General features: G+C 71.7%; 33 protein-coding genes. 14 read left to right on the forward strand and 19 right to left on the reverse strand.

Annotated features, from left to right (window positions below; translation table 11 throughout):
- Positions 1-13 precede the first annotated feature (13 nt).
- Both ACFVYA_RS28480 and bcp read left to right on the forward strand, forming a co-directional pair.
- On the forward strand, positions 14-559 hold the full coding sequence (locus ACFVYA_RS28480) for a hypothetical protein (protein WP_285985853.1): 546 nt from the start codon (positions 14-16) through the stop codon (positions 557-559).
- 24 nt (positions 560-583) lie between these two features.
- Positions 584-1,057 (forward strand): thioredoxin-dependent thiol peroxidase, encoded by a 474-nt coding sequence (bcp, locus tag ACFVYA_RS28485; RefSeq protein ID WP_285985854.1) that lies wholly within the window; start codon positions 584-586, stop codon positions 1,055-1,057.
- A gap of 43 nt (positions 1,058-1,100) precedes the next feature.
- Here bcp and rdgB read toward each other — a convergent pair whose 3' ends face one another.
- The 5 genes from rdgB to ACFVYA_RS28510 are packed head-to-tail and all read right to left on the reverse strand — an operon-like array spanning position 1,101 to position 4,728.
- Entirely contained in the window at positions 1,101-1,703 is a 603-nt protein-coding gene (gene rdgB / locus ACFVYA_RS28490) for an RdgB/HAM1 family non-canonical purine NTP pyrophosphatase (protein ID WP_285985855.1), read from the reverse strand.
- Positions 1,700-2,476: a ribonuclease PH gene (rph, locus tag ACFVYA_RS28495; RefSeq protein WP_091317310.1), complete on the reverse strand. Its 777-nt coding sequence runs from the start codon at positions 2,474-2,476 to the stop codon at positions 1,700-1,702. The genes rdgB and rph overlap by 4 nt, the downstream gene beginning before the upstream one ends.
- 22 nt (positions 2,477-2,498) lie before the next feature.
- Positions 2,499-3,266, reverse strand: coding sequence for an MBL fold metallo-hydrolase (locus tag ACFVYA_RS28500; protein WP_285985856.1), 768 nt, complete (start codon positions 3,264-3,266; stop codon positions 2,499-2,501).
- 29 nt (positions 3,267-3,295) lie between these two features.
- Positions 3,296-4,102 carry a glutamate racemase gene (gene murI, locus ACFVYA_RS28505; protein WP_285985857.1) on the reverse strand — a complete coding sequence of 269 codons (807 nt, stop codon included), beginning with the start codon at positions 4,100-4,102 and terminating at the stop codon, positions 3,296-3,298.
- A complete protein-coding gene (locus ACFVYA_RS28510; protein WP_387049309.1) occupies positions 4,099-4,728 on the reverse strand; it encodes a rhomboid family intramembrane serine protease in 630 nt (209 codons plus the stop codon). The genes murI and ACFVYA_RS28510 overlap by 4 nt, the downstream gene beginning before the upstream one ends.
- Positions 4,729-4,819: 91 nt before the next feature.
- On the opposite strand from ACFVYA_RS28510, the gene ACFVYA_RS28515 reads away from it, so the two are divergent.
- Positions 4,820-5,668: an arylamine N-acetyltransferase gene (locus ACFVYA_RS28515; RefSeq protein WP_387049310.1), complete on the forward strand. Its 849-nt coding sequence runs from the start codon at positions 4,820-4,822 to the stop codon at positions 5,666-5,668.
- Here ACFVYA_RS28515 and ACFVYA_RS28520 read toward each other — a convergent pair.
- A complete protein-coding gene (locus tag ACFVYA_RS28520) occupies positions 5,626-6,342 on the reverse strand; it encodes an aspartate/glutamate racemase family protein (RefSeq protein WP_387049312.1) in 717 nt (238 codons plus the stop codon). The genes ACFVYA_RS28515 and ACFVYA_RS28520 overlap by 43 nt on opposite strands.
- Between ACFVYA_RS28520 and ACFVYA_RS28525 the strand changes: the two genes are divergently transcribed.
- Positions 6,332-6,499, forward strand: coding sequence for a hypothetical protein (locus ACFVYA_RS28525; RefSeq protein WP_387049313.1), 168 nt, complete (start codon positions 6,332-6,334; stop codon positions 6,497-6,499). The two genes, ACFVYA_RS28520 and ACFVYA_RS28525, sit on opposite strands and share 11 nt — an antisense overlap.
- Position 6,500: 1 nt before the next feature.
- Here ACFVYA_RS28525 and ACFVYA_RS28530 read toward each other — a convergent pair whose 3' ends face one another.
- From ACFVYA_RS28530 to ACFVYA_RS28540, 3 genes are all read right to left on the reverse strand, one after another.
- Positions 6,501-7,451, reverse strand: coding sequence for a PLP-dependent cysteine synthase family protein (locus ACFVYA_RS28530; RefSeq protein ID WP_285985861.1), 951 nt, complete (start codon positions 7,449-7,451; stop codon positions 6,501-6,503).
- A 3-nt stretch (positions 7,452-7,454) separates the two neighbouring features.
- Positions 7,455-7,727 carry a MoaD/ThiS family protein gene (locus ACFVYA_RS28535; RefSeq protein WP_086679767.1) on the reverse strand — a complete coding sequence of 91 codons (273 nt, stop codon included), beginning with the start codon at positions 7,725-7,727 and terminating at the stop codon, positions 7,455-7,457.
- 64 nt (positions 7,728-7,791) lie between these two features.
- Positions 7,792-8,199 carry a Mov34/MPN/PAD-1 family protein gene (locus ACFVYA_RS28540; protein ID WP_043776741.1) on the reverse strand — a complete coding sequence of 136 codons (408 nt, stop codon included), beginning with the start codon at positions 8,197-8,199 and terminating at the stop codon, positions 7,792-7,794.
- Positions 8,200-8,313: 114 nt separating this feature from the next.
- Between ACFVYA_RS28540 and ACFVYA_RS28545 the strand changes: the two genes are divergently transcribed.
- Positions 8,314-8,694 (forward strand): hypothetical protein, encoded by a 381-nt coding sequence (locus ACFVYA_RS28545; RefSeq protein WP_387049315.1) that lies wholly within the window; start codon positions 8,314-8,316, stop codon positions 8,692-8,694.
- Here the strand turns inward: ACFVYA_RS28545 and ACFVYA_RS28550 are convergent.
- From ACFVYA_RS28550 to clpS, 3 genes are read right to left on the reverse strand one after another with little or no spacing between them, the layout of a single operon-like run.
- On the reverse strand, positions 8,679-9,671 hold the full coding sequence (locus tag ACFVYA_RS28550; RefSeq protein ID WP_387049317.1) for a P1 family peptidase: 993 nt from the start codon (positions 9,669-9,671) through the stop codon (positions 8,679-8,681). The two genes, ACFVYA_RS28545 and ACFVYA_RS28550, sit on opposite strands and share 16 nt — an antisense overlap.
- On the reverse strand, positions 9,668-10,225 hold the full coding sequence (locus tag ACFVYA_RS28555) for a DUF2017 domain-containing protein (RefSeq protein WP_020640928.1): 558 nt from the start codon (positions 10,223-10,225) through the stop codon (positions 9,668-9,670). Before ACFVYA_RS28555 ends, ACFVYA_RS28550 begins: the two co-directional genes overlap by 4 nt.
- Positions 10,222-10,521 (reverse strand): ATP-dependent Clp protease adapter ClpS, encoded by a 300-nt coding sequence (gene clpS / locus ACFVYA_RS28560; protein ID WP_013229464.1) that lies wholly within the window; start codon positions 10,519-10,521, stop codon positions 10,222-10,224. Before clpS ends, ACFVYA_RS28555 begins: the two co-directional genes overlap by 4 nt.
- Positions 10,522-10,595: 74 nt before the next feature.
- Here clpS and ACFVYA_RS28565 point away from each other — a divergent pair, with 74 nt between their 5' ends.
- The 3 genes from ACFVYA_RS28565 to ACFVYA_RS28575 are packed head-to-tail and all read left to right on the forward strand — an operon-like array spanning position 10,596 to position 13,130.
- Positions 10,596-11,897 carry a nicotinate phosphoribosyltransferase gene (locus tag ACFVYA_RS28565; protein WP_285985864.1) on the forward strand — a complete coding sequence of 434 codons (1,302 nt, stop codon included), beginning with the start codon at positions 10,596-10,598 and terminating at the stop codon, positions 11,895-11,897.
- A gap of 13 nt (positions 11,898-11,910) precedes the next feature.
- Positions 11,911-12,489 (forward strand): isochorismatase family protein, encoded by a 579-nt coding sequence (locus tag ACFVYA_RS28570; RefSeq protein ID WP_285985865.1) that lies wholly within the window; start codon positions 11,911-11,913, stop codon positions 12,487-12,489.
- Positions 12,486-13,130, forward strand: coding sequence for a bifunctional 4-hydroxy-2-oxoglutarate aldolase/2-dehydro-3-deoxy-phosphogluconate aldolase (locus ACFVYA_RS28575; RefSeq protein ID WP_387049319.1), 645 nt, complete (start codon positions 12,486-12,488; stop codon positions 13,128-13,130). Before ACFVYA_RS28570 ends, ACFVYA_RS28575 begins: the two co-directional genes overlap by 4 nt.
- Here ACFVYA_RS28575 and ACFVYA_RS28580 read toward each other — a convergent pair whose 3' ends face one another.
- The gene (locus ACFVYA_RS28580; RefSeq protein WP_387049336.1) at positions 13,131-13,748 is read right to left on the reverse strand and encodes a choice-of-anchor P family protein; all 618 of its coding nucleotides are present in this window, start codon (positions 13,746-13,748) and stop codon (positions 13,131-13,133) included.
- Positions 13,749-13,959: 211 nt separating this feature from the next.
- On the opposite strand from ACFVYA_RS28580, the gene ACFVYA_RS28585 reads away from it, so the two are divergent.
- The 4 genes from ACFVYA_RS28585 (at position 13,960) to ACFVYA_RS28600 (ending at position 17,374) form a co-directional block, all read left to right on the forward strand.
- The gene (locus ACFVYA_RS28585; protein WP_387049321.1) at positions 13,960-14,547 is read left to right on the forward strand and encodes a biotin transporter BioY; all 588 of its coding nucleotides are present in this window, start codon (positions 13,960-13,962) and stop codon (positions 14,545-14,547) included.
- Between the two features lie 101 nt (positions 14,548-14,648).
- Positions 14,649-16,697 (forward strand): ATP-dependent DNA helicase, encoded by a 2,049-nt coding sequence (locus tag ACFVYA_RS28590; protein WP_387049323.1) that lies wholly within the window; start codon positions 14,649-14,651, stop codon positions 16,695-16,697.
- 58 nt (positions 16,698-16,755) lie between these two features.
- Positions 16,756-17,097, forward strand: a complete 342-nt coding sequence (locus tag ACFVYA_RS28595; protein WP_328449633.1) for a hypothetical protein — start codon at positions 16,756-16,758, stop codon at positions 17,095-17,097.
- A gap of 1 nt (position 17,098) precedes the next feature.
- Complete coding sequence (locus ACFVYA_RS28600; RefSeq protein ID WP_387049324.1) at positions 17,099-17,374, forward strand: hypothetical protein; 276 nt, start codon at positions 17,099-17,101, stop codon at positions 17,372-17,374.
- Here ACFVYA_RS28600 and ACFVYA_RS28605 read toward each other — a convergent pair.
- From ACFVYA_RS28605 to ctaD, 4 genes are all read right to left on the reverse strand, one after another.
- Positions 17,334-17,735 carry an OsmC family protein gene (locus tag ACFVYA_RS28605; protein WP_387049326.1) on the reverse strand — a complete coding sequence of 134 codons (402 nt, stop codon included), beginning with the start codon at positions 17,733-17,735 and terminating at the stop codon, positions 17,334-17,336. The genes ACFVYA_RS28600 and ACFVYA_RS28605 overlap by 41 nt on opposite strands.
- A gap of 16 nt (positions 17,736-17,751) precedes the next feature.
- Positions 17,752-18,531, reverse strand: coding sequence for a peptidyl-tRNA hydrolase (locus ACFVYA_RS28610; protein WP_387049328.1), 780 nt, complete (start codon positions 18,529-18,531; stop codon positions 17,752-17,754).
- Positions 18,528-19,757: a phosphoserine phosphatase SerB gene (gene serB / locus ACFVYA_RS28615; protein ID WP_285985873.1), complete on the reverse strand. Its 1,230-nt coding sequence runs from the start codon at positions 19,755-19,757 to the stop codon at positions 18,528-18,530. The genes ACFVYA_RS28610 and serB overlap by 4 nt, the downstream gene beginning before the upstream one ends.
- 115 nt (positions 19,758-19,872) lie before the next feature.
- Positions 19,873-21,660 carry a cytochrome c oxidase subunit I gene (gene ctaD, locus ACFVYA_RS28620; RefSeq protein WP_387049329.1) on the reverse strand — a complete coding sequence of 596 codons (1,788 nt, stop codon included), beginning with the start codon at positions 21,658-21,660 and terminating at the stop codon, positions 19,873-19,875.
- A 134-nt stretch (positions 21,661-21,794) separates the two neighbouring features.
- Here ctaD and ACFVYA_RS28625 point away from each other — a divergent pair, with 134 nt between their 5' ends.
- A complete protein-coding gene (locus ACFVYA_RS28625; protein WP_387049331.1) occupies positions 21,795-22,616 on the forward strand; it encodes a phosphotransferase in 822 nt (273 codons plus the stop codon).
- Here the strand turns inward: ACFVYA_RS28625 and ACFVYA_RS28630 are convergent.
- Entirely contained in the window at positions 22,598-23,365 is a 768-nt protein-coding gene (locus ACFVYA_RS28630) for an alpha/beta fold hydrolase (protein ID WP_387049332.1), read from the reverse strand. The two genes, ACFVYA_RS28625 and ACFVYA_RS28630, sit on opposite strands and share 19 nt — an antisense overlap.
- Here ACFVYA_RS28630 and ACFVYA_RS28635 point away from each other — a divergent pair.
- On the forward strand, positions 23,364-23,903 hold the full coding sequence (locus tag ACFVYA_RS28635) for a GNAT family N-acetyltransferase (RefSeq protein WP_285985877.1): 540 nt from the start codon (positions 23,364-23,366) through the stop codon (positions 23,901-23,903). The two genes, ACFVYA_RS28630 and ACFVYA_RS28635, sit on opposite strands and share 2 nt — an antisense overlap.
- A gap of 43 nt (positions 23,904-23,946) precedes the next feature.
- On the opposite strand, the gene ACFVYA_RS28640 is transcribed toward ACFVYA_RS28635, so the two are convergent.
- Positions 23,947-24,252, reverse strand: a complete 306-nt coding sequence (locus ACFVYA_RS28640) for a hypothetical protein (protein WP_285985878.1) — start codon at positions 24,250-24,252, stop codon at positions 23,947-23,949.
- Positions 24,253-24,377: the final 125 nt, after the last annotated feature.

Raw genomic sequence — 24,377 nt, forward strand, 5'->3', positions numbered from 1 at the left:
TGGAGTACCCGCAATGGCGCTCGCGCGCACCCGCAAGATCATGTTCGCCGCAGGACTGCTCGGCCTGGCGGTGGCGTGCGGGGTCCCCTCGGCTCACGACGGCACCGCGGCACTCGGCGCGGCCGGCTCCCCCGCGGGCGCCGGTGCCTCGGCCTCCCCGGTGGGCAACGACCTCAAGTTCGGCGCCGACCACCGGTTCGCCAGCGGCCTCACCATCTCGGTCGGCTCCCCGCAGTCGTTCCGGCCCAGCCCGTCGGCGTACCCGCAGAGCCCGCGCGGCGCGGCCTTCGACGTCCAGCTGACCAACGACGGCTCGACGACGTACAAGCTCTCCGGCCTCAACGTGACCGCCACCTCGGGCGGCACCGCGGTCAAGCAGGTCGTGGACAACACCCAGGGCTTCACCGGCATCACCGACGCGGGCAAGGACGTCCTGCCCGGCCGCTCGGTGCACATCACGCTGGCGTTCGCGGTCCCGCGTGAGCAGACGCAGCTGCGGCTGCAGATCCGGCCGACCGCGACCGAGGCCGTCGCGGTCACCTACTGCGGCCCCGCCTGAGCCACCGCCGTTAAGCTCGCGGGCATGACCGAGCGCCTTTCCCCCGGTGACGAAGCCCCGGACTTCACCCTGCCCGACAGCGAGGGCAACGAAGTGTCGCTGCGCGACTTCCGCGGCCGGTCCGTCGTCGTGTACTTCTACCCGGCGGCGAGCACACCGGGCTGCACCAAGCAGGCCTGCGACTTCCGCGACAACCTCGCCGAGCTGAACGACGCCGGCTACCAGGTCGTCGGCATCTCGCCGGACAAGCAGGCGAAGCTCGCCAAGTTCGTCGAGAACGAAGGCCTCACGTTCCCGCTGCTGGGCGACCCCGAGAAGACGGTCATCGAAGCGTGGGGCGCGTACGGCGAGAAGAAGAACTACGGCAAGACGTACCTGGGCGTGATCCGCTCGACGTTCGTCGTCGACGCCGACGGCAAGATCGCCCACGCCTTCTACAACGTCCGGGCGACCGGCCACGTGGCGAAGCTGATCCGGGACCTCGGCCTGGCTGCCTGATCCCGATCGCAGGCCAGCCCGGCGGGCCGGCGCTGAAGCGGAGCTAAGCCAGCTCCCGCAGTGCCGGCAGCAGCGCCCGCAACGCCAGCCCCCGGTGGGAAACCGCGTCCTTCTCCGCCGGTTCCATCTCCGCCGACGTCCGGCTTTCGCCGTCCGGCCGGAAGATCGGGTCGTAGCCGAACCCGTTCACCCCACGTCGTTCCCGCACCAGCGTGCCGCGCCACTCGCCCCGGACCACCGTCTCTTCGCCCGACGGCAGCACCAAGGCCGCTGCGCAGACGAACTGGGCGCCGCGGCGCTCGTCGGGCACGTCGCGAAGCTGCCCCAGCACCAGATCCAGGTTCGCCTCGTCGTCACCGTGCTTACCGGACCACCGGGCCGAGAGCACCCCCGGCATCCCGTTCAGCGCGTCGACGGCGAGCCCCGAGTCGTCCGCGATGGCGGGCAATCCCGTTGCGGCGACAGCGTCACGGGCCTTCGCCACCGCGTTGCCTTCGAAGTCGGGCGCCGTCTCGGGTGCCTCGGGGAACGAAGGCACATCAGCGAGGCCGATCACCTCGAGGCCCGAAAGACCTTCCGCGGCGACGATCCGCCGCAACTCGCCGAGCTTCTTCGCGTTGCGCGTCGCCAGAAGCAGCTTCGTCACTTCGAGCCCTTCTTCTTGTCCGGACGCGGCTCCGGCAGCTCACCCGGGTACGGCAGCGCCAGGGCCTCGTTCTGCAGGCGAGTCAGCTCCGCGCAGCCCGCGAGCGCCATGTCGAGCATCGTGTCCAAAGTGGACCTTGCGAAGGTCGCGCCCTCGCCGGTGCCCTGGACCTCGATGAGGGTGCCCGCGTCGGTGGCGACCACGTTCATGTCGACCTCGGCGCGCGAGTCCTCTTCGTACGGCAGGTCGAGCCGGACCCGGCCGTCGACCACGCCGACGCTCACCGCCGCCACCGAGGACGACAGCGGCTGCGGGTCGTTGAGCCGGTTCGCCGCGCCCAGCCAGGTGATCGCGTCCGCCAGGGCCACGTAACCACCGGTCACCGCCGCCGTGCGGGTGCCACCGTCGGCCTGGATGACGTCGCAGTCGATGACGATCGTGTTCTCGCCCAGCGCCGCCAGGTCGATGCAGGCCCGCAGGGACCGGCCGATCAGCCGCGAGATCTCGTGCGTGCGCCCGCCGATCCGGCCCTTCACCGACTCGCGGTCACCGCGCGTGTTGGTCGCGGACGGCAGCATCGCGTACTCGGCCGTCACCCAGCCGAGGCCGGAGCCGGCCCGCCAGCGCGGCACCCCTTCGGTGACGCTCGCCGCGCACAGCACCCGCGTGTTGCCGAATTCGATCAGCACCGACCCCGCCGGCCACTGCTGGAATCCCCGGGTGATCTTGATGTCACGGAGCTGGTCGTCGGTCCTGCCGTCTTTTCGAGCCACACGTGCACTCTATGACCGCCGTTCAGACGTCGTAGACGGCACCCTGCTTGACGACCTCGGCACCGGGGAACCCGGCCGAAGCCTCGGCCAGCACCGCTCCCGCGTCGGTCCACGGCGCGATGTGCGTCAGCAGCAGCCGCCCGACGCCGGCGTCCCGGGCCAGCTCACCGGCCTGCTTGCCCGACAGGTGCACACCCGCCGGCCGCTCCGCCGAATCCGTCCAGGACGCTTCGGCGAGCAGCAGGTCGACGCCGTCGGCGAGCTCGTTCAGCGCCGCGCACGGCCCGGTGTCGCCGGTGAACGCGAGGATGCGGCCGCCGTAGGAGAGCCGCACGCCGTACGCCGGGGTCGGGTGGTCGACCTCGACCGCGACGACCTCGAACGGCCCGATCCGGAACGGCTCGGGCCGCAGCGGCCGGAAGTCGTAGACGTCGGAGAGGTCCGTGACGGCCCGCTCGGTTTCGTTGGGGGCGTACGCGTTCGCCAAGCGCGTCGGGGCGTCCGGCGGGGCGTACAGCGGCAGCAGCCGCGGGCGTGCCGGGTACGGCGGCGCCGGGTGGTAGCGCCGCAGGACGGTGAGCGCGCTGACGTCGGCGCAGTGGTCGGGGTGCAGGTGTGTGAGCACGAGCGCGTCCAGGTCGAACGGGTCGGCCACGGCTTGCAGCTGCGCGAGCGTGCCGTTGCCGAGTTCGAGGCCGAGCAGGAAACCCTCGGCCTCGATCAGGTAACCGGACGCGGCGGCGTTCGGCCCGGGGATGCTGCCGGAGCACCCGAGGATGGTCAGTCGCACGACGACACCCTAAGCGTCCGCCGCCGCGATCACGCGGTGGTGGGAGCGAGGACACCCGGGGCGAACCCCATGAACCGCTGGGCGAGCCGGGTGAACGGCTCCGCCGATCCGGTGGCGAGGAACTCGTGCCGCGGCGGGGTGTCCCGGGTGGTCAGCAGGTCCCCCTCGGTGAGCACGCGGACGAGGTCCTTGGCGGTCTCGTCCGCGCTGCTCACCAGGGTGACTTCCTGGCCCATCACGATCTGCAGCACGCCCTGCAGCAGCGGGTAGTGCGTGCAGCCGAGCACCAGCGTGTCGACCTGGGCGTCGAGGAGCGGCTGGAGGTAGCCCTGCGCCAGCCCGAGCACCTGGCGCCCGGTCGTGATGCCGCGCTCGACGAAGTCGACGAACCGCGGGCAGGCGACGCTGGTGAGCGTGATGGCGGGCGCCGCGGCGAAGGCGTCTTCGTAGGCCCGCGACCGCACGGTGCCCTCGGTGCCGATCACGCCGACGCGGCCGGTGTGCGTCGCCACGACGGCGCGGCGCGCGGCGGGCAGGACGACCTCGATCACCGGGACGTCGTAGCGCTCGCGCGCGTCGCGCAGACAGGCCGCGGACGCCGTGTTGCAGGCGATCACCAGAGCCTTCACGCCGCTCTCCACCAGCTCGTCGAGCGCCGCGAGCGCGTAGCTGCGGGCGGTGGCGATCGGGAGCGGGCCGTACGGGTTGTGCGCCGTGTCGCCGACGTAGCGGAGCTGCTCGGCGGGCAGCTGCTCGAGGATCGCCCTCGCCACCGTCAGCCCGCCGACGCCGGAATCGAACACGCCGATCGGGGCATCAGCGGGCGGAGACGTCACGCTTCGAGGTTACCCGGGGCGGCCTTGCCCGCCCGGCGGGTGGTCAGCCAAGCCGCGAGGACGCCGGCCAGCGCGCCGAAGAGGTGCCCCTGCCAGGAGACGCCGGGGTTGCCCGGCAGCAGCCCGGCCAGCATGCCGCTCCACACGCCGAGCAGGACGACGGCGACCACGATCTGCCCGGCCGCGCGGTTGAACAGGCCGCGGACCAGCAGGTAGGCGAGCCAGCCGAAGGCCAGGCCGGACGCGCCGACGGTGACGCCGTCCGACGGCCCGATCAGCCACACACCGAGCCCGGAAACCACCCAGATGATGGCCGTGACCAGCGCGAACCGGCCGATCCCGGCGGCCATCGCGAGGAAGGAGAGCACCAGCACCGGGACGGTATTCGCGAACAGGTGCGACCAGCCGGCGTGCAGGACCGGGGCGAACAGCACGCCGTCCAGTCCGGACAGCGCCCGCGAGTGGATGCCGCCCTGGTCGAGGTCACCGGGGAGGACGACGTCGACCAGCTCGACCAGGTACAGCAGCAGGGTGAACGACAGCGCGACGATCGCGGCCGCCACCGGTTTCGGCGGCAGCACGCGCTTGGCGGCGGCGGTTTCCGGGGCGGGGTTCAAGGTGCTCACCCTTCGAGGCTAAGCGGGGCACGGCCGCTCCACCTCGGGTGAAATCCCTGATCCGGCGGTTTTGTCGGTGGTCATCGCTAGCTTGTCGGGCATGGACGTCATCGGTTATCTCGCGCGGCTCGGCCTCGATCCCGAGCCGCCGGGCCTGGGGGCGCTGCGGCGGCTGCACGCGGCGCACGTCGAACGCGTGCCCTACGAGGCACTGGAGGTGCAGCTCGGGCGGCCGACGCCGCTCGATCCGTCGGCGTCGCTGGCGCGGATCCTGCGGGGCCGCGGCGGGTACTGCTACCACCTGAACGGGGCGTTCTCGGCGTTGCTGGCGGCGCTCGGCTACCAGGTCACCCGGCACCTGGGCGGGGTGCAGGGCAGTGCGGACGCGCCGAACGTCGACCGGAACCACCTGGCGCTGACCGTCACCGGGCTGCCGGACGCCCCGGAGACGGCGTGGCTGGTCGACGCGGGGCTCGGGGACGGCCCGCACGAGCCGCTCCCCCTCCGGGAAGGCACCTACGTGCAGGGCCCGCACACCTACCGGCTGCGGCCGTCGGAGGTGGCGCCGGGTGGCTGGCGGTTCGAGCACGACCCCTCGGGCAGCTTCACCGGCATGGACTTCGCGCCCGGTGTCGCGGAGATGGCGGACTTCGCGGAGAAGCACACCTGGCTGTCGACGGCACCCGAGTCCGGGTTCGTGCGGGTCTGCGTGGTGCAACGGCGGGACGAGGCGGGCGTCGACTCCCTGCGCGCGCTCACCCTGGATCGCCACGGTGCCAAGGAGCTGATCGGGTCACCCGGCGACTGGTGGGCAGCCGCGGGCGACGTGTTCGGCATCCCACCGGCGCAGTTCACGGCCGAGGAGCGCGAGCGGCTGTGGCGGCGGTGCGTCGCGCAGCACGAGGCTCACGTCGGTGGCAAGGGCAGTGAGGTGGTGCCCAGCGCGTAGTCCACCGCCGCTTCGGCGTGCAGGCGAGTCGTCGGGAAGGTCGGCACCGGGGCGTCTTCGGGGCCGACCAGCAGCTCGATCTCGGTGCAGCCGTAGATGACGCCCTCGGCACCGGCATCGGCCAGCCGCGCGATCACGCCGCGGTAGGCCTCGCGGGACTCGGGTTTCACGATGCCGAGCACCAGCTCGTCGTAGATGATCCGGTGCACCAGGTCGCGGTCTTCGGCGCCGGGCACGAGCACGTCGAGCCCGTGCGCGGCGAGGCGGTCGCGGTAGAAGGGCTGCCCCATGGTGAAGCCGGTCCCGAGCAGCCCCACGCGGCGGATCCCGGCGGCCTTGACGGCCGCGGCCGTGGTGTCGCCCAGGTGCAGCAGCGGGATGCCGAGGCCGGCTTCGAGCTGCTCGGCCACCTTGTGCATGGTGTTCGTGCAGAGCACGACGAAGTCGGCACCGGCGGCTTCCAGTGCCTTGGCGGCCCGGTTGAGCTCGGCACCGGCGTCGTCCCAGCGGCCGTCGGCCTGCATGGCCTCGATCGCGGCGAAGTCGACGGAGTAGAGCACGGTGTGCGCCGAGTGGAGCCCGCCGAGGACGACCTTCACCCGCTCGTTGACGAGCCGGTAGTACTCGGCGGACGACTCCCAGCTCATGCCGCCGAGCAGCCCGATGACCATCATGGGAACCATGATGCCCGAACTGCGCACGGCGTTCGCCGGGGTTTCGAACGTCCTGGTCACCGCGCTGGCCGGCTCGCGGTCGACCCGGAAGGTCCAGGAGGGCTACAGCGTGGCCGCCGAGCCGCTCGAAGAACTCGAGCTGCCCCAGCTGTGGTAGCTCAGGCCCAGAGCTGCCCGTCGAGCCGCTCGGCCGCCTCGTCCAGCGACCCCGCGTAGGCCCCGGTGGACAGGTACTTCCACCCGGCGTCCGCGACGACGAAGGCGACATCCGCCGCGTCACCCCGGGCCGCGGCCTTCTCGGCCACCGCCAAAGCCGCGTGCAGCACCGCGCCCGTCGAGATGCCCGCGAAGATGCCTTCGTGCTCCAGCAGCTCCCGGGTGCGCCGCAAAGCGTCGTACGCCCCCACGGAGTAGCGGCCGTTGAGCACCGAAGGGTCGTACAGCTCCGGCACGAACCCCTCGTCGAGGTTGCGCAGGCCGTACACCAGCTCGCCGTAGCGCGGCTCGGCCGCGATGACCTGGACGTCCGGCTTGGCCTCGTGCAGGTAGCGCCCGACGCCGACGAGCGTGCCCGTCGTGCCGAGACCGCCGACGAAGTGCGTCAGCGTCGGCAGGTCCTTGAGCAGCTCCGGGCCGGTGCCGCGGTAGTGCGCGTCGGCGTTGGCCGGGTTGCCGTACTGGTAGAGCATCACCCAGTCCGGGTTCGCCGCGGACAGCTCCTTCGCCCGCCGGACGGCCTCGTTGGAGCCGCCCGCGGCCGGCGAGAAGACGATCCGCGCGCCGTAGGCCTGCAGCAGCTGCTTGCGCTCGGTCGAGGTGTTCTCCGGCATCACGCAGACCAGCCCGTAGCCCTTGAGCTTGGCGGCCATGGCCAGCGAAATCCCGGTGTTGCCCGACGTCGGCTCCAGGATCGTGGAGCCGCGCCGCAGCTTGCCTTCACGCTCGGCGGCTTCGATCATGGCCAGCGCGGGCCGGTCCTTGATCGAGCCGGTCGGGTTGCGGTCCTCCAGCTTCGCCCACAGGCGCACGTCGTGCGTCGGGGAGAGCCGGGGCAGCCCGACCAGCGGGGTGCCGCCGAGCGCGTCGAGCAGCGACTCGAAGCGAGCCATCGATCAGCCACCGGCCACGGCGGGCAGGATGGTCAGGGTGTCGCCGTCCTTGACCTCGGCCTCGAGCCCGCCGGCGAAGCGCACGTCCTCGTCGTTGACGTAGACGTTGATGAAGCGGTGCAGCTTCTCCTCCTTGACCAGGCGGCCCTTGATGCCGGCGTGGCGGGACTCGACGTCGTCGATGACCTCGAGGACGGTCGCGCCCTTCGCCTCGACGGACTTCTCGCCGCCGGTGTGGGTGCGCAGGATCGTCGGGATGGAGACGGTCACGGCCATGGGTTCATACCTCCGGTGGGTTCTTACACGCAGACGCCGGTGGCGCGCGGTTTGTTCCGGGAGCTCAGTCGACGATCTCGACCGGCTCCTCGGTGATCTCGGCGTCCACGATCCGGTACGACCGGAACTCGTGCACTTCGGGGTCGCGGGTGGAGACGAGCACGTAGTGCGCGTCCGGCTCGGCCGCGATGTTCGCGTCGGTGCGCGACGGGTAGGCCTCGGTCGCGGTGTGCGAGTGGTAGATCACCACCGGCACCTCGTCGTTCGCGGCCATCTCGCGGTAGAGCTTCAGCAGGTCGCCGGAGTCGAACTCGTAGAACGTCGGCGACCGGGCCGCGTTGAGCATGGGGATGAACCGCTCGGGGGAATCCGAGCCCTCGGGCCCCGCGATCACCCCGCACGCTTCGTCGGGGTGGTCACGACGGGCGTGGGCGACGATCTCGTCGACGAGTTCACGGCGGATCCGGAGCACACTTACATCTTAGGTGGTGGACAAAGCGGGTCCAGATGTTGAGATATACCGCTCACCAGCCGTTCTCGGGAGGGAGATATACCGCTCACCAGCCGTTCTCGGGATACTGGGCCGATGCCGTTGTCGTCGAAAGTGCGCGATCGGTGCCGGATGTACCTCGGGACCGACGAGCGGATCCAGTACGTGATCCCCGGGATGTCGCTGTACGTGAACCGCATGCGCGTCCGGGTCGGCTTCCTGATCATGGTGACCGACCGGCACGTCACCCTGCTGGCCTGCAGCCGCTGGACCCTGAACCGGCCGAAGCAGATCTGGGAACGCCTGCCGCGTTCCACCGAACTGGGCCCGCTCGAGATCCACCCCTCGCTCGGGCCGATCCTGTCGGTCGGCGGCATCGACCTGGAGATCGACGAGGAGTACATCGCGGCCGTGCGCGCGGCGAACCTCGAGGCCGTCGGCGACGCCCTGCCCGAGGACCCCTACCCGGGCGGCTGACCGAACGCTTCCGGCCAGACGTCCCGGTAGGCCGGCACCCCGCCGGCCGTGGTCGCCGCCAGCAGGCCGTGCACCATCGCCCGCGCGAACACGCGCGCCGCCGCCGAGCACAGCGCGTCCAGCGCCGCCGGCCGGGCCGCCGCGCCGAACGGGCCGCTCGCGTCCGGCAGCTCGTGCGCCCCGGTGGCCAGCGCGAACACCGTGTCGCCGTCGAACATCGTGTGGGCCGGGCGCACGGCTCGCGCCAGCCCGTCCTGCGCCGCGACCGCGATCCGCCGCGCTTCGGCCTTGGACAGCGCCGCGTCCACCGCGACCACGCCGATCGTCGTGTTGAGGTCCGTCCGGCGAGAGGGCAGGTCAGCGGCCCGCGAAGGCCAGGTCACGCCGAAGTCGCCGTGGTCGGCCGCGTAGGCCCGGCCCGTCGCCAGGTCCACGGCCTCGCCGGCCGCGTTGACCGCCGCCAGCGCCCCGACCGTGAACTCGCCGACGACTTCACTGGCCGAGCCGATCCCGCCCTTCAGCGACCCCACAGCCGCCCCCGCGCCCGCCCCGACCGTTCCCTGGGCGAACGAGCCCGAAGCCGCGTCGCAGGCCGCGTAGCCGAAGGACGCGTCGGGCCGGTTGCCCCACTCGCTGCGCGGCAGGTCGAACAGCACGGCCGCGGGCACGATCGGCACCACCTCGTGCGGCTGCGTCCCGACGGGAAAGCCCAGGTTCCGCTCCGCCAGCCACCGCATCACGCCGTCGGCCGCGGCGAGGCCGTACGCCGACCCGCCCGACAGGCAGACCGCGTTGACCCGCTGCACCAGGTTTTCCGGCTCCAGCAAGTTCGTCTCGCGCGTGCCCGGCGCGCCGCCGCGCTGGTCGACCGCGCCGACCGCGCCCTCGGGCACCAGCACCACCGTCGTCCCGGTGGCCCAGCCGTCGCCGACCCGCTCGTGGTGCCCGACCAGGACACCCGGCACGTCGGTGATCATCCGGTCAGCGCCTGGATCAGCGTCTCCTGCACCCACGTCAGCCAGTGGTAGACGCCCAGGTGCGGCGCCCGCGGGTCGTCCTCGGGCAGCTCGTCGGGCATGTCCTCGGTGACGTCGAGCGCGGTGCCGAGGGCCAGCCGGACGTCGTTGAGCGCGCCCAGCCACGCGTCCGCCTGCTCCTCGGTCAGCCGCACGTGGCCGCCGTCGCGGGGCAGCGTGTCGAGCACGATCTTGGCCACGCCGACCTTGATGTCGAGCAGCTCCGGCTCGTGCAGCGACCGCATCGCCGCGACCGAGTCGATGTCCTCCCGCGACGGGTTGTCCGGGTCGAGCTTGTGGAAGTCCGGGAGCAGCCGCGAGAGCACCGGGTCGTCCGGCGACTCGCTGGGCCCGGTCCGGATGCCGGTGAGCTCGGCGAGCTCGTCCTGCGGCGCCTCTTCGGCACGCGCGGTGAGCATGTCCTCGAGCTGGCTGACCAGCCCGCGCAGCACGGCCGCTTCCTGCTGCTCGAACCCCGCGTGGATCACCGCGCCCTTGCGCCGCCAACCGTTCACGAGGGCTGCTCCATGGTGGCCCAGAGGCCGGCCGCGTGGAGTTTCGCCACGTCCGTCTCCACCTTTTCCTTGCTGCCGGACGACACGATCGCCTTGCCCTTCTGGTGCACGTCCAGCATCAGCTTGGTGGCGTGGTCGCGGCTGTAGCCGAACAGCTTCTGGAAGACGTACGTCACGTACGACATCAGGTTGACCGGGTCGTTCCACACCACGGTCCGCCACGGTGTGTCCGACTCGGCGACTTCGGCACCGGCCGGTTCGACCTGCGTCTGTTCGGATGCGACAGGCGTGGACATGCACCCCATGGTGTCACGGGGGTCACCGGGTACGCCGCGCCAGGTCCGGCCATGTGGGTGAATAGGCTTACCCCATGGGTTCACCGGAGCCGGTCACGGCCAGCACTGCGCTGCTCACCGACCACTACGAGCTGACCATGCTGGGCAGCGCGCTCGCCGACGGGACGCACGCGCGGCCCTGCGTATTCGAAGTATTCGCCAGGAGGCTGCCGGACGGGCGGCGCTACGGCGTCGTCGCGGGTACCGCCCGGGTCCTCGACGCGATCGCGGACTTCCGCTTCACCGACGCCGAACTGGCGCAGCTGGAGGCCACCGCGGTCGTCGACGACGCGACACTGGGCTGGCTCGCCGACTACGAGTTCTCGGGCGACATCGACGGCTACCCCGAGGGCGAGCTGTACTTCCCGGGCTCGCCGATCCTCACCGTGACCGGCTCGTTCGGCGAGTGCGTGCTGCTGGAGACGCTGGTGCTGTCCATCCTCAACCACGACAGCGCCATCGCGTCGGCGGCGGCCCGGATGTCCGGCGCCGCGCACGGCCGCCCGATCATCGAGATGGGCGGGCGTCGCACGCACGAGTACGCCGCGGTCGCGGCCGCGCGCGCCGCCTACCTGGCCGGTTTCGCGACGACGTCCAACCTGGAAGCCGGGCGCCGCTACGGCATCCCGACGCGCGGCACCGTCGCGCACGCCTTCATGCTGCTGCACGACAGCGAGGAGGCGGCCTTCCGCGCCCAGGTGGACAAGATGGGCGCGGACACGACGCTGTTGGTCGACACCTACGACATCACCGCGGGCATCGAGACGGCGGTCCGCGTCGCCGGGCCCGAACTCGGCGCGATCCGGATCGACTCCGGTGACGTCGGCCCGCTCGCCCGCCGGGCCCGCGAGCAGCTGGACTCCCTCGGGGCGAAGGACACCCGGATCGTGGTCTCCGGCGACCTGGACGAGCACGCCATCGCGGCGCTGCGCGCGGAGCCGGTGGACGCCTACGGCGTCGGCACCTCGGTGGTCACCGGGTCCGGCGCGCCGACCGCCGGCATGGTCTACAAGCTGGTCGAGGTGGACGGCAGGCCGGTCGCCAAGCGCAGTGCGCACAAGGAGTCGCGTGGCGGCCGGAAGTCCGCGCTGCGGCGCCACCGCGGCACCGGCACGGCGGTCGAGGAGGTCGTCTGGGCTTCCGGTTCGGCCGCGCCGGAGCCGGAGGCCAACGACCGCCCGCTGCAGATCCCGCTGATCCGCGCTGGCCGTCCGGCGCCGGACCTGCCTACGCTCGACGACGCGAGGCAGCGGCTGCGCCGCGGCCTGGTCAGCCTGCCGTGGGAAGGCCTCAAGCTCTCGCACGGCGAGCCCGCTATCCCGACGCTGTTCTTGTGAGAGGAGTTCGACCATGGGGACCGCGCTGATCGTGGTGGACGTGCAGAACGACTTCTGCGAAGGGGGTTCGCTCGGCCTGCCGGGCGGGGCCGCGGCGGCCGCCGGCATCTCGAAGCAGGCCGCCGAGGGCGGGTACAGCCACGTCGTGGCGACCAGGGACAACCACATCGACCCAGGTGACCACTTCAGCGAGACGCCGGACTTCAAGGACAGCTGGCCGGTGCACTGCGTCGCCGGCACGCCTGGCGCGTCGTTCCACGCCGCGCTCGACGTCGTCCCGATCGGCGAGGTGTTCTCCAAGGGCGAGTACAGCGCCGCGTACTCCGGCTTCGAGGGCGCGGCCCGCGACGGCAAGTCGCTGGAAGCCTGGCTTCGCGAGCACGACGTGACCGACGTCGACGTCGTCGGCATCGCGACGGACTTCTGCGTCCGCGCGACAGCGCTCGACGCGGCGAAGGCCGGCTTCGGCGTGCGCGTGCTGCTGGACCTGACCGTGGGCGGCTCGCAGCCGACGGTCGACGCGACGCTGAAGGACTTCGACGAGGCGGGCGTCGCGTACACCGGCACCGCCGTCGTCGGCCCGGCCGCGTGAAGGACCTGCGGGCGGCGCTGGCGGAACACCGGCTCGTCGCGATCCTGCGCGCCACCGGCGCGGCGCGGTTCGCCGACGCCGCGATGGTGCTGCACGCGGCGGGCGTCCGCCTGCTCGAAGCCACGCTGACGACGCCGGGCGCGCCCGCGGCCATCACCGCGCTGCGCCTGGCGCTCGGCGAGGACGCGCTGATCGGCGCGGGCAGCGTCCGCGAACCGTCCGATGTGGACATCGCGGTGGACGCGGGTGCCGCGTACCTGATCACGCCGACGGTCAACCCGGCGGTCCTGGAGCGCGCCGCGGCCCTGGACACCCCGGTGATCTGCGGTGCGCTGACGCCGACGGAGATCGACCAGGCCTGGCGGCTCGGCGCGGCCGCGGTGAAGGTGTTCCCGGTCGCCGCCGCGGGCGGCGTCGCGTACCTGCGCGCGGTGCGGGCGCCGCTGCCCGACGTCCCGCTGGTGCCGACCGGCGGCGTCCACCTGGCCGACGTCGAGGGCTACCTGCGCTCGGGCGCGATCGCGGTCGCCGCGGCGACGCCGTTGCTGGGCGACGCGCTGTCCTCCGGCGGCAGCCTGCCGGACCTGGCCACGCGGGCGGGCGAGTTCGTCGCGGCGGCTTCCCGCTTCACCCCGGCCTGATCACTTCTTCCCGAACGGGTCGCAAGCGGCCGTGCCCAGGTAGATGTCGCCGCTGGCCGGGCCGCCCTGCGGGAACAGCTTGATGTGCACCGCGTGCGTCACCAGGCTGCCGTCCGGCGGCTGCGGCGTCACCGTCTCGTTGAGCACGACCGTCGCCAGCGCGGTGCCGGCGGCCCCGCCGGGGATGACGATCCGGTAGTTCGGCGGGATCTCCTCCGGCACGGTGACCCCTTCGACGGCGCCGACCGCCACCTCGCCGAGGCTGCCGGTCGCCGTCGTCGCGCACTTGGCCGAGAACGTGCGGACGGTGAGTGCCGGGCCGCCGTAGCGCTGCAGCAAGGTCGCCCGGAAGCGGCGCCCGGCCGCCTGGGCGATCGACGCCTCACCGGATCGCCCGCAGCCGGTTTCACCAGCGCCGAACACCGCGATGTCGCCGGTGGCGCCCCCCTGCGTCCAGCCCCGGTACGGGCCGTCGACGGTGCACTTCGCCAGTTCACCGGTGACGATCTGCTCGTTGTCGATCGTCACGTCCACCGAGCCGGACGACGCCCATCCGGTGGAGGTCACCGGCGCCGCCGCGCCGAGGAGCGGAGCGGCCAGCATCGTCACGGCCAGCACCCGATATGTCCTCTTCCTGGCGTTCCGCATGCTCCGGCCTCCTCGGTTGGCGTGACAGATCGCAGCTATGCCCTTCGTCATCGGCCGGTCCGGCGCCCGCCCTGATCGGGTCCACCCGGACGAGTGGCCGGTGAGGAACGCAACTCGGCGGGTCCACGGGACGGTAACGAGCGTTAACCTCGGTCGTCGCCTGTTCATATCGGGAGGTTTCGTGTCTTCGCTGTCCTTCGCCGGCAAGCGGCCCGTGCTGGCCGACCTCGTACCCGGCTCGCTCGTGCGGGACATCGCGCTGGTCGCCGGCGGTGCCGTGCTCACCGGCGCCGCCGCGCAGCTGACGATCCCGGTGCCGGGCAGCCCGGTGCCGATGACCGGCCAGACGTTCGCCGCGCTGCTCGTCGGCGCGTCGCTCGGCATGTCGCGCGGTGCCGCCTCGATGCTGGTGTACCTGCTGGTCGGCGCGGTGGGGGTGCCGTGGTTCCAGCACGGCACGTCCGGCCTGTCGGGCGCGAGCGCCGGCTACATCGTCGGGTTCGTCTTCGCCGGCGCGCTGATCGGCGCGCTCGCCGGCCGCGGCGGCGACCGGACGCCGGTGCGCACCGCGGGCACGATGGTGCTCGGCAACCTGGTGATCTACGCGTTCGGCGTGCCGTGGCTGATGGCGTCGACCGGGTTCGACCTGTCGACCGCGTTCGCCAAGGGCGTCACGCCGTTCCTCATCGGGGACGCGATCAAGATCGTCGTTGCCGCCGGTCTGCTGCCGCTGACCTGGAAGCTGGTCTCCGGCCGCACCGAAGACTGACCGCCCGCGGGGACCTGCCGCGCGGCGGGTCCCCGCGGCGCGAGTGGCCCGTTCGCGACGGAGCACCGATCTCTGTCGGTGGTGGCGGCTAATGTGTCGCTGTGCCCGCCCGAACCGATTTCCCCGGCGTCCTCGAACTCCTCACCCACGCGGTGGAGTCCGTCGGCGGTGCCGAGCGCCCGGGGCAGGTCCAGATGGCCGACGCCGTCGGCCGCGCCATCCGCACCGGTGAGCACCTGGCCGTGCAGGCCGGCACCGGCACCGGCAAGTCACTGGCCTACCTCGTGCCCGCGATCCGCCACGCCGTCGAGAAAGAGGCCACGGTGGTGGTCTCCACGGCGACGATCGCGCTGCAGCGCCAGCTCGTCGACCGCGACCTCCCACGGCTGGCGAAGGCGCTGAAGAAGCCGCTCGGCCGCGAGCCGACCTTCGCGATCCTCAAGGGCCGCCGGAACTACATGTGCCTGCACCGGCTGGATTCCGGCGCGCCGGACGAGCCGGAGGACGCCCAGCTGTTCGACCCGTTCGCGGTCTCCCGGCTGGGCAAGGAGGTCACGCGGCTGCGGGAGTGGGCGTCGGACACCGAAACCGGCGACCGCGACGAGCTCGTCCCCGGCGTCACCGACCAGGCGTGGCGTCAGGTTTCCGTGACGGCGAAGGAATGTCTCGGCGCTTCACGCTGTCCGATCGGCACGGACTGCTTCGCCGAGAAGGCCCGCGCCGAAGCCGGCCGCGCCGACGTCATCGTCACCAACCACGCGCTGCTGGCGATCGACGCGCTGCAGGGCTACCAGGTGCTGCCGGATCACGACGTGGTGATCATCGACGAGGCCCACGACCTGGTCGACCGGGTCACCTCGGTCGCCACCGGCGAGCTGACCAGCGCGATGTGCGCGGCGGCCGCGCGCCGCTGCGGCAAGCTCATCGACGCCGACGTCGCCGACGGCCTGCTGGAAGCGGGTGACGGGCTGGCCCTGATCGTCGACGATCTGCCCGCGGGCCGGATGGACGAGCTGCCACGGCCGCTGCAGGGCGCGATCCCGGCGGTCCGCGACGCCGCACACCGGTGCATCACGGCGCTGGGTTCCGACCGCAAGGAGGACGTCGAGGGCGCCACGGCGCGCAAGCTGGCGCGGTCACTGCTCGACGAGGTGCACGACACCGCGGTCCGGCTGCTGGAGGCCTTCGACGAAGACCAGGCGCACCAGCGCGACGTCGTCTGGCTCTCCGGCGACAAGTACTCGTCGAACCCCCGGCCACCGGCGCTGAAGGTGGCGCCGCTGGGCGTCGCCGGCCTGCTGCGGGAGCGGGTGTTCAACCAGCACACGACGATCCTGACGTCGGCGACGCTGACGCTGGGCGGCACGTTCGACACCATGGCGCGCCAGTGGGGGCTCCCGCCGGGCGCGGCCCGGGTGGAACAGGCGCCCGGGGCTGCGACGGAGAAGGAAGCGCCGTCGGACGACTCGGGCCCGAAGTGGACCGGCCTCGACGTCGGCTCGCCGTTCGACCACCGGCGCAACGGCATCCTGTACCTCGCCAAGCACCTGCCGCCACCGGGCCGCGACGGCCTGACGTCGTCCACAATGGACGAACTGGCCGAGCTGATCGAGGCGGCTGGCGGCCGCACGCTGGGCCTGTTTTCCTCGATGCGGGCGGCCAAGCAGGCCACGGAGGAGATGCGGGAACGGCTGGACTTCCCGATCCTGTGCCAGGGTGACGACGCGACATCGCTGCTGGTCCAGAAGTTCTCCGAAGACGTCCGCACGTGCCTGTTCGGCACGCTGAGCCTGTGGCAGGGCGTGGACGTCCCCGGGCCGTCGCTGCAGCTCGTGGTGGTCGACCGGATCCCGTTCCCGCGCCCGGACGACCCGGTGTCCTCGGCGCGGCAGCGCGCGGTGGAAGCCCGCGGCGGCAACGGGTTCCTGACCGTGGCGGCCACGCACGCGGCGCTGCTGCTGGCGCAGGGCACCGGGCGGCTGCACCGGGCGGTCACCGACCGCGGGGTGGTGGCGGTGCTGGATTCGCGGCTGGCGAACGCCCGCTACGGCGGCTTCCTGCGCGCGTCACTGCCGCCGTTCTGGCCGACGATGGACCCGAAGGTGGTGCGGGAAGCACTGCGCCGGCTGGACGCAGCCGCGCCCGCGTGACGCGGTGCACAGCCTCGCCCGGTACGGTGAAGCCACCGAAGCAACAAGGGAGCACCGGTTGACCCAGGATTCGTCCAGCGCCCAGTCCCGGACCGTCAGCGTCGACGACACCGGAGTGCGGCGGCGGCTCGCGGACGGCAGCGAAGAGGCCGTCACGTGGTCCGACCTGTCCTCGGTGATGGTGCGGGTCATCCCCGACGGCCCGTGGAACGAAGACGTGTTCTTCATGCTCGTCGGCACCGACGGCAAGGGCACCGCGGTCCCGAGCGGCGACCCGGCGGCCGACGCGCTCATCGAGCGCCTGCAGTCCTTGCCCGGCTTCGACAACGAGAAGTTCATCGAAGCCATGACGACCGACGCCGACCAGGCCTACGTCGTCTGGGAATCCAGCGAGAACTGAGGTGCGCTGCCCGGTCTGCGGCGAAGAGAGCCTGAGCCCGCTCGCCGATCTCGACACCCAGAACTGGGTTGGCCTGCGCTTCAAACGTCCAGGATTTCTCGAGTCGCGTCCGTTCTTCTCGGCGCTTCACGGCCGCGTCTGCCGGTCGTGCGGTGTCGTTCTGCCGTTTCTCGACCAGGCGCAACGCGAGAAGCTCGCCGAGGAGTGGGCGGACCTGATCCCGGTCGCTCCCGACCCTAAACCGGGAATTCCTCCGTCACCGGAATCCCCTTCTTGAGCGTGCGGCTCACCGTGCAGAGCCGCTCGATCGCCCGGTCCACGGCGCCGGCGAGCGCTTCCCGCTGATCCGCCGCCAATGTCGACACGTCGACGTCGAAAGCGACGTGCACGGCGTCGAGCTCCGAAGCGCCTTCACGACGATCGGCGCTCACGGCGACGCGGAACTTCGCCTCTTCGCCGATCCGCCGCGTGATCAGCTCTTCCGCGGTCACCGCGCTGCAGCCCGCCGCCGCGATCTGCAGCAATTCGGCGGGCGAGAACGCCCCTTCGGCGCCCTTACGGCCCAGCCGCACCTCCGCGCCGCGTTCGTTGCGCCCGACGAACGCGTGCTCGCCGGTGCGTTCCACTTCCAGTGTCATGCCCGCTCCAACCAGCTCAGGAAGCCGCTTGTTCCGGCGCCCACTGGGCGAGCACCGTGATCGTGCCCGGGTCGACCTCGGTGAACCCGGCGTCCCGCACGGCGATGACGCGGTCGCGCCGCCACGCGCCCTCCGGGTCGTCGCCCGGGTGCAGTTCCTTCCACCGCACGGGGCTCGCCGTGCGCACGGCGACCCGGAACCCCCGAGCAGCCCAGGCGGCCCGCTCCGCGTCGTCCAGCAACGCGGCGAGGATCATCGTCGCGTGGCCGACCTGGGCGGCGCCCTTGCCGACGGTCATCGGCACGTGCGGGTTGAGCAGCAGCAGCGGGACGCCGTCCGGGAGCGGGCCCGGCTCGTCCGGCGGCAGTTCGCTGCCGGAGATCTGCAGCCGCGCGACTTCCTTTGGTGTCTCGGTGACCAGGCCCGGCACGAGCGCCCGTGCCTCGGCGCCGTCGACCTCGACGGTGATGCCGGGCAGCTCCTGGACGGCGGCCCAGTGCGCGCCCCGCGCCCGCCGCGCGACCTTCCGGATCCGGTTGTCGAGCCAGGCGTGCATCGGCTCGGCCCACTCGCCGCCGGGCTGGGAACGCTCGTCGAGGCACACCGCCAGCGCCGCCGCGGCCGCCGCCTCGAGCAGCGGCGTGCGACCCGGCGGCTCCGCCCGTTCGATGCGGAGGATGACCGGCATCGCGCGGACTTCGTCAGGGAGCTCGTCGGAGGTGTCCGAAGTGTCTTCGGCCGGAAGCCCCAGCCAGAAGGCGTAGCGGGCGCCCAGGGGGTCGAGAACGCTGCTCACGGACGCATCAGCTCGAGCCCGTCGGCGGCGTCGGCCGCTTCGACCTCGCCGCGGGTGAGGCCGAGCACGAACAGCACGGCGTCGAGGTACGGGTGCGACAGCGCGGTGTCGGCCACCTCGCGCAACGCCGGCTTGGCGTTGAACGCGACGCCCATGCCTGCGGCCGAAAGCATGTCGATGTCGTTGGCGCCGTCCCCGACAGCGACGCACTGCTCGAGCGGGATGTCGTACTCGGCGGCGAAGCGGCGAAGCACCTTCGCCTTGCCCGCGCGGTCGACGACGTCACCGACCACCTTCCCGGTGAGCTTGCCGTCGACGATCTCGAGCTCGTTCGCCACCGCGAAGTCGAGCCCCAGCTCCTCCACGAGGCCGTCGATGACCTGGGTGAAGCCGCCCGAGACGACGCCAGTGCGGAAGCCCATCCGCTTGAGCGTCCGGATCGTGGTGCGGGCGCCCGGCGTCAGTTCGATCGACGCGGCGACCTGGTCGATCGCCGTCGCGGGCAGACCGGCCAGCAGCGCGACCCGCCGTTCCAGCGATTCGGTGAAGTTCAGCTCGCCGCGCATGGCCGCTTCGGTGATCTCGCGGATCTCCGGCTCGACCCCGGCGTGCGCGCCCAGCATCTCGATGACCTCGCCCTGGATCAGGGTCGAGTCCACGTCGAACACGACGAGCCGCTTCGCCCGGCGCGTGATGCCCGCCCGCTCCACGGCGATGTCGACCCCCGCCTCGACGGCGGCGTCGGCGAGCTCGGAGCGCAGCGCGGCGTCGGCTTCCGGGGTGTCCTGGTCGACCGAGACGTACAGCTCGAGCCCGGTCACGGGGTAGTCGGCGACGCTGCGGATGGCGTCGATGTTGGCGCCGAGCGAGGCCAGCCGGCGCGCGACCTCGGAGAAGCCCCGCGCGGTCACCGGGCGGCCCAGCACCACCAGCACGTGGGAGGAGTCCCGGCGGCCGAGCGCGAACGGGTCGTCCCCGATCGCCGGGCCGATCTTCACGTCGACCTGCATGCCGACGGACGCCATCGCCTGCTCGACCGTCTCCTGCAGGCCCTCCGGGTCGCGGTAGACCCCGGCGAGCACGCCGAGCACGAGCTTCCCGCGGATGACCACCTGCTCGACGTCGAGCACATCGACGTCGTGCCGGGTCAGCACGGCGAACAGCACGGACGAGACACCCGGCTTGTCGGGGCCGGTCGTCGTGATCAGGACGGGGGTCTGGGTCACTGGTCATCCCTCGTTCGGCAACGCTGCACGGCCAGTCTGCCGGTCCGGGGCCGGACATAAGTAGAGCGCGTGCCCGGCTTCACATCAGCCGGGCACGCGCTCACTCGATCAGGTACTACTTGTCGCCTTGCTCGCTCGCGTTGTCGTTCGAGTGGTCCCCCGGGATCACCGCTTCGGTGAGCAGCTGGGACGGGGCCGCGTGGCTGTTGACCTTCTGCTTCCCGAAGAAGCCGATCTCACCCTCGCTGTGGATGCGCTCGATCATGTGCGGGTAGTGCAGCTCGAACGCGGGCCGCTCGGAGCGGATCCGGGGCAGCTCGGTGAAGTTGTGCCGCGGCGGCGGGCAGGACGTCGCCCACTCGAGCGAGTTGCCGTAGCCCCACGGGTCGTCCACCGTGACGATCTCGCCGTACCGGTAGCTCTTGAAGACGTTCCAGATGAACGGCAGCGTCGAGGCACCGAGGATGTACGCGCCGATCGTGGAGATCGTGTTCAGCGTGGTGAAGCCGTCGCTGGTCAGGTAGTCCGCGTACCGGCGCGGCATGCCCTCGGCACCCAGCCAGTGCTGGACGAGGAACGTGCCGTGGAAGCCGATGAACGTGGTCCAGAAGTGCCACTTGCCGAGCTTCTCGTCCATCATCCGGCCGGTGATCTTCGGGAACCAGAAGTAGATGCCGGCGAAGGTGGCGAACACGATCGTGCCGTAGAGCACGTAGTGGAAGTGCGCGACGACGAAGTAGCTGTCCGACACGTGGAAGTCGATCGCCGGCGCGGCCAGCAGGATGCCGGTCAGGCCGCCGAAGAGGAACGTGACGATGAAGCCCATCGAGAAGATCATCGGCGTCTCGAAGGACAGCTGGCCCTTCCACATCGTGCCGATCCAGTTGAAGAACTTGATGCCGGTCGGGACGGCGATCAGGAACGTCATGAAGGAGAAGAACGGCAGCAGCACGGCGCCGGTGGCGTACATGTGGTGCGCCCACACCGCGACCGAGAGCGCCGCGATGGCCAGCGTCGCCCAGACCAGGCTCTTGTAGCCGAACAGCGGCTTGCGGCTGAAGACCGGGAAGATCTCCGACACGATCCCGAAGAACGGTAGCGCGACGATGTAGACCTCGGGATGGCCGAAGAACCAGAACAGGTGCTGCCAGAGGATCACGCCGCCGTTTTCGGGGTCGAACACGTGCGCCCCGAGGTGCCGGTCCGCCAGCAGGCCCATCAGGGCCGCGGTCAGGATCGGGAAGGCGAGCAGGACCAGGATGCTGGTGACCAGGATGTTCCAGGTGAAGATCGGCATCCGGTACATCGTCATGCCCGGCGCGCGCAGGCAGACGACGGTGGTGATCATGTTGACCGCGCCGAGGATGGTGCCGAGACCACCGACGATCAGGCCGGAGATCCACAGGTCCGCGCCGACGCCCGGCGAGTGGATCGCGTCCGACAGCGGGGTGTAGGCGAACCAGCCGAAGTCGGCGGCGCCACCCGGGGTCAGGAAGCCGGACATCACGATCAGGCCGCCGAAGAGGTACAGCCAGTACGAGAACGCGTTCAGCCGCGGGAAGGCGACGTCCGGCGAGCCGATCTGCAGCGGCAGGACGAAGTTCGCGAAGCCGAAGAGGATCGGGGTCGCGTACAGCAGCAGCATCACCGTGCCGTGCATGGTGAACAGCTGGTTGTACTGCTCCTGGGAGAGGAACTGCTGCCCGGGCCGCGCCAGCTCGGTGCGGATCAGCATGGCCATCGCGCCGCCCGCCATGAAGAAGGCGAACGACGTGACCAGGTACATGATCCCGATCTGCTTGTGGTCCGTCGTGCGGAACAACCGCAGCAGGTACGAACCCTTAACCGACTCGCGCGCGGGGTACGGGCGCGTGGCGATCGGCTTGGGGGCTACGGCCGTCACTCCTGCCTCCAACACTGAAACCTTGTGGTGGTCATCGTCCGGCCACCGGGCCCGGGAGACCCCGATCCGGCGGCTTGGGGGGATCGTAGCCCTCGCTACCGACAGTCGCGCGCACCGGCTGGCAAGATCGGGGCGTGGCCGACGACTACACCCGTGCGGCGGTGCGCGCGGCCCGCGCCGTGACCGCCCGGCTGGGGCTGCCCGGCCACGATCCCGAAGTGCTCCACGAACGCTCGAACGTGCTGGTGAAGCTAGGTCCGCTGGTCGCCAGGGTGCCCGCGACGACCCGGCTGCTCCGCCCGGAACCGGCGGCCTGGCTGGCGCGGGACGTCGCGCTTTCGAGGTTCCTCACGGACCGTGGTGTGCTCGTCGTCTCACCCACCGCCGATCCCCCGGCCGGACCGCATTTCGCGGACGGCCTGCCGGTCACGCTCTGGCACCACACGCCGCACGATCCGGACCACCGCTACGCCCCGGACGTCGTCGCACGCTCGCTCGCCGAGGTGCACGCGGCCCTGCGCGAGTACCCCGGCGAGTTGCCCCGCCGCGGGCCGCTGGACGACCTGGAGCGGCTCCTCGACCGGCACGATTTCGACCCCCGCTTGCGTGCGGAAGCCGCGCGGGTCGAAGCCGGGCTGCCCGACGGTGCCGTCCAGCCGCTGCACGGCGACGCGCACCCCGGCAACCTGATCGCGACGGCGGCCGGGCCGTGCTGGCTGGACTTCGAGGACACCTGGCTCGGGCCGCTCGCCTGGGACCTCGGCATCCTGGCCCGGCAGGGCGGCCCGGAGTACCTGGCCGCCTACCCCGCCTCGGTGTCCGATGAGGCCCTTCGTGCGTACACGCGGCTGCGAGAACTCTTCGCCGTGGCATGGCGCTTCGTGATCGGCCAGCGGTTCCCGCACCGGCTTCCCGAAGCCCGCTCCGCGCTCGCTGCCTACTTCTCTTCTCCGTGAGTCGCGGGGTACCAGGACAGGATGGCCTCGACCACGCCCGCGGGGTCTTCGAGCGGGGTCAGGTGACCGGACTCCGGGAGCACCACGAGCGTTGCGCCGTCCATCACCTCGACGATCGCGCTCGCCGCGGCCACCGGGGTGATCCGGTCCTCCTCCCCGACGATGACCAGGGCGGGAACGCCGGAATCCCGCAGCAGGCCGAGGGAATCCGGCCGGGTCCGCAGCGCGAGCGCCGTCCACGAAACGCCGGCGGGCGGCTGGGACTCGATGATCTCCCGGACCGTCTCGACGAGCTCGGGACGCTTTTCACGCGTCGACGCGGCCAGCAGGTTCGGCAGGTTCGCCTCGGCGAGCCAGGATTTGATGCCCTCGCTCTCGACGCGGACCGCGACGTCCAGCCGCGTCTGGGCGGCCTCGGGCGTGTCGGGGGTGGCCTTGGTGTCGATGAGCACGAGCCCGCCGACCCGCTCCGGCGCGAGCCGCAGCACGGCCATCGCGAGGTAGCCGCCCATCGAGCAGCCGCCGAGCACGACGCGGTCGAGGTCCAGCCGGTCGAGCAGGGCGACGACGTCCCGCGCGGCGTCCTCGAGGCTCGGTTCGCGATCGGACTCCGGCAGCGGCGAGCGGCCGAGCCCGCGCTGATCGGGCGTGATCACCCGAAGGTGTGAAGCGAGGGGCTCGCGCACCGCGTTCCACATGCGGGAATCCAGGGGAAAGGCGTGGAGGAGGACCAGCGGCAGTTCGGTCATGCGCGTCATTTTGTCGGACCCCCTCGCTAGCTTCGCCGATGTGTTCACCGACATCGAAACTCCCCGGCTGCTGCTGCGTCCGCTCCACGAGGCGGACCGGCAGGCGATGGTCGACATCCACACCGACCCGCGGACCAACCGCTTCCACCCCGACCCACCCGACGTCCCGGGTGCGTCGGCGATGTTCTCGGACTGGCTGGCCCACTGGGCCGAGCACGGCTTCGGCTACCCCGCGGTCCTCGAACGCGGGGGCACCGAGGTGATCGGCATGTGCGGCGTGCGGCTGCGCGAGTTCCACGGCGAGAAGGTGCTGAACCTCGGCTACCGGTTCCGGCCGTCGGCGTGGGGGAAGGGGTACGCGGTGGAGGCGGGGCAGGCGGTCCTGGAGTGGTGCGCCCGCGAGCTGCCGTCCGTGCCGGTGCTGGCGAGCGTGAGCATCGCGAACAAGCCATCGCTGCGGGTGGCCGAGAGGCTGGGCTTCACGGAGTACACGGAGGAGATGTACGACGGCGCGATGTCCCGCCACTACCGGCGCTGAGCCGGGCGTTGTTTGAAAACTCCAGAGCGAAAGCCCGCGGGACTCACCGACGGCGCTGCGGCCGCCGCCGGGCCCGCGCTTCCCAGCAGGCCCGGTGCCAGTGCCGGCGGTCGGCGACCGACCCGGTCTCGTCGGCGGGCCAGACGACCAGGTGCGGCGTGCCCGGCCGGATCTCGTGGTCACAGCCGGGACAGCGGTAGACCTTGGTCGCCTGGCTCCCGGGCACGGTCCGCACGAGCCAGTCCCCGTCGGTGCCGGACTCGGCCCGCGCCCACCCGGTGGCGGCACCGAGGTCACGTTCGGGCGGCCCACCGTCCGAACGGCGGCCGGGACGGTTACGTCGTGGCACCCCCAGACGGTAACGGCCCCCACCCCGCCCGCCGTCACCCTCCCGACCCGACCCCAGGCACGCGTGTCGTCCCACCAGACACGCGAGTCGACCCTCCCCACACGCGAGTCGACCCTCCAGACACG

The organism is Amycolatopsis sp. NPDC058278 (assembly GCF_042881395.1).
Taxonomy (GTDB): Bacteria; Actinomycetota; Actinomycetes; order Mycobacteriales; family Pseudonocardiaceae; genus Amycolatopsis.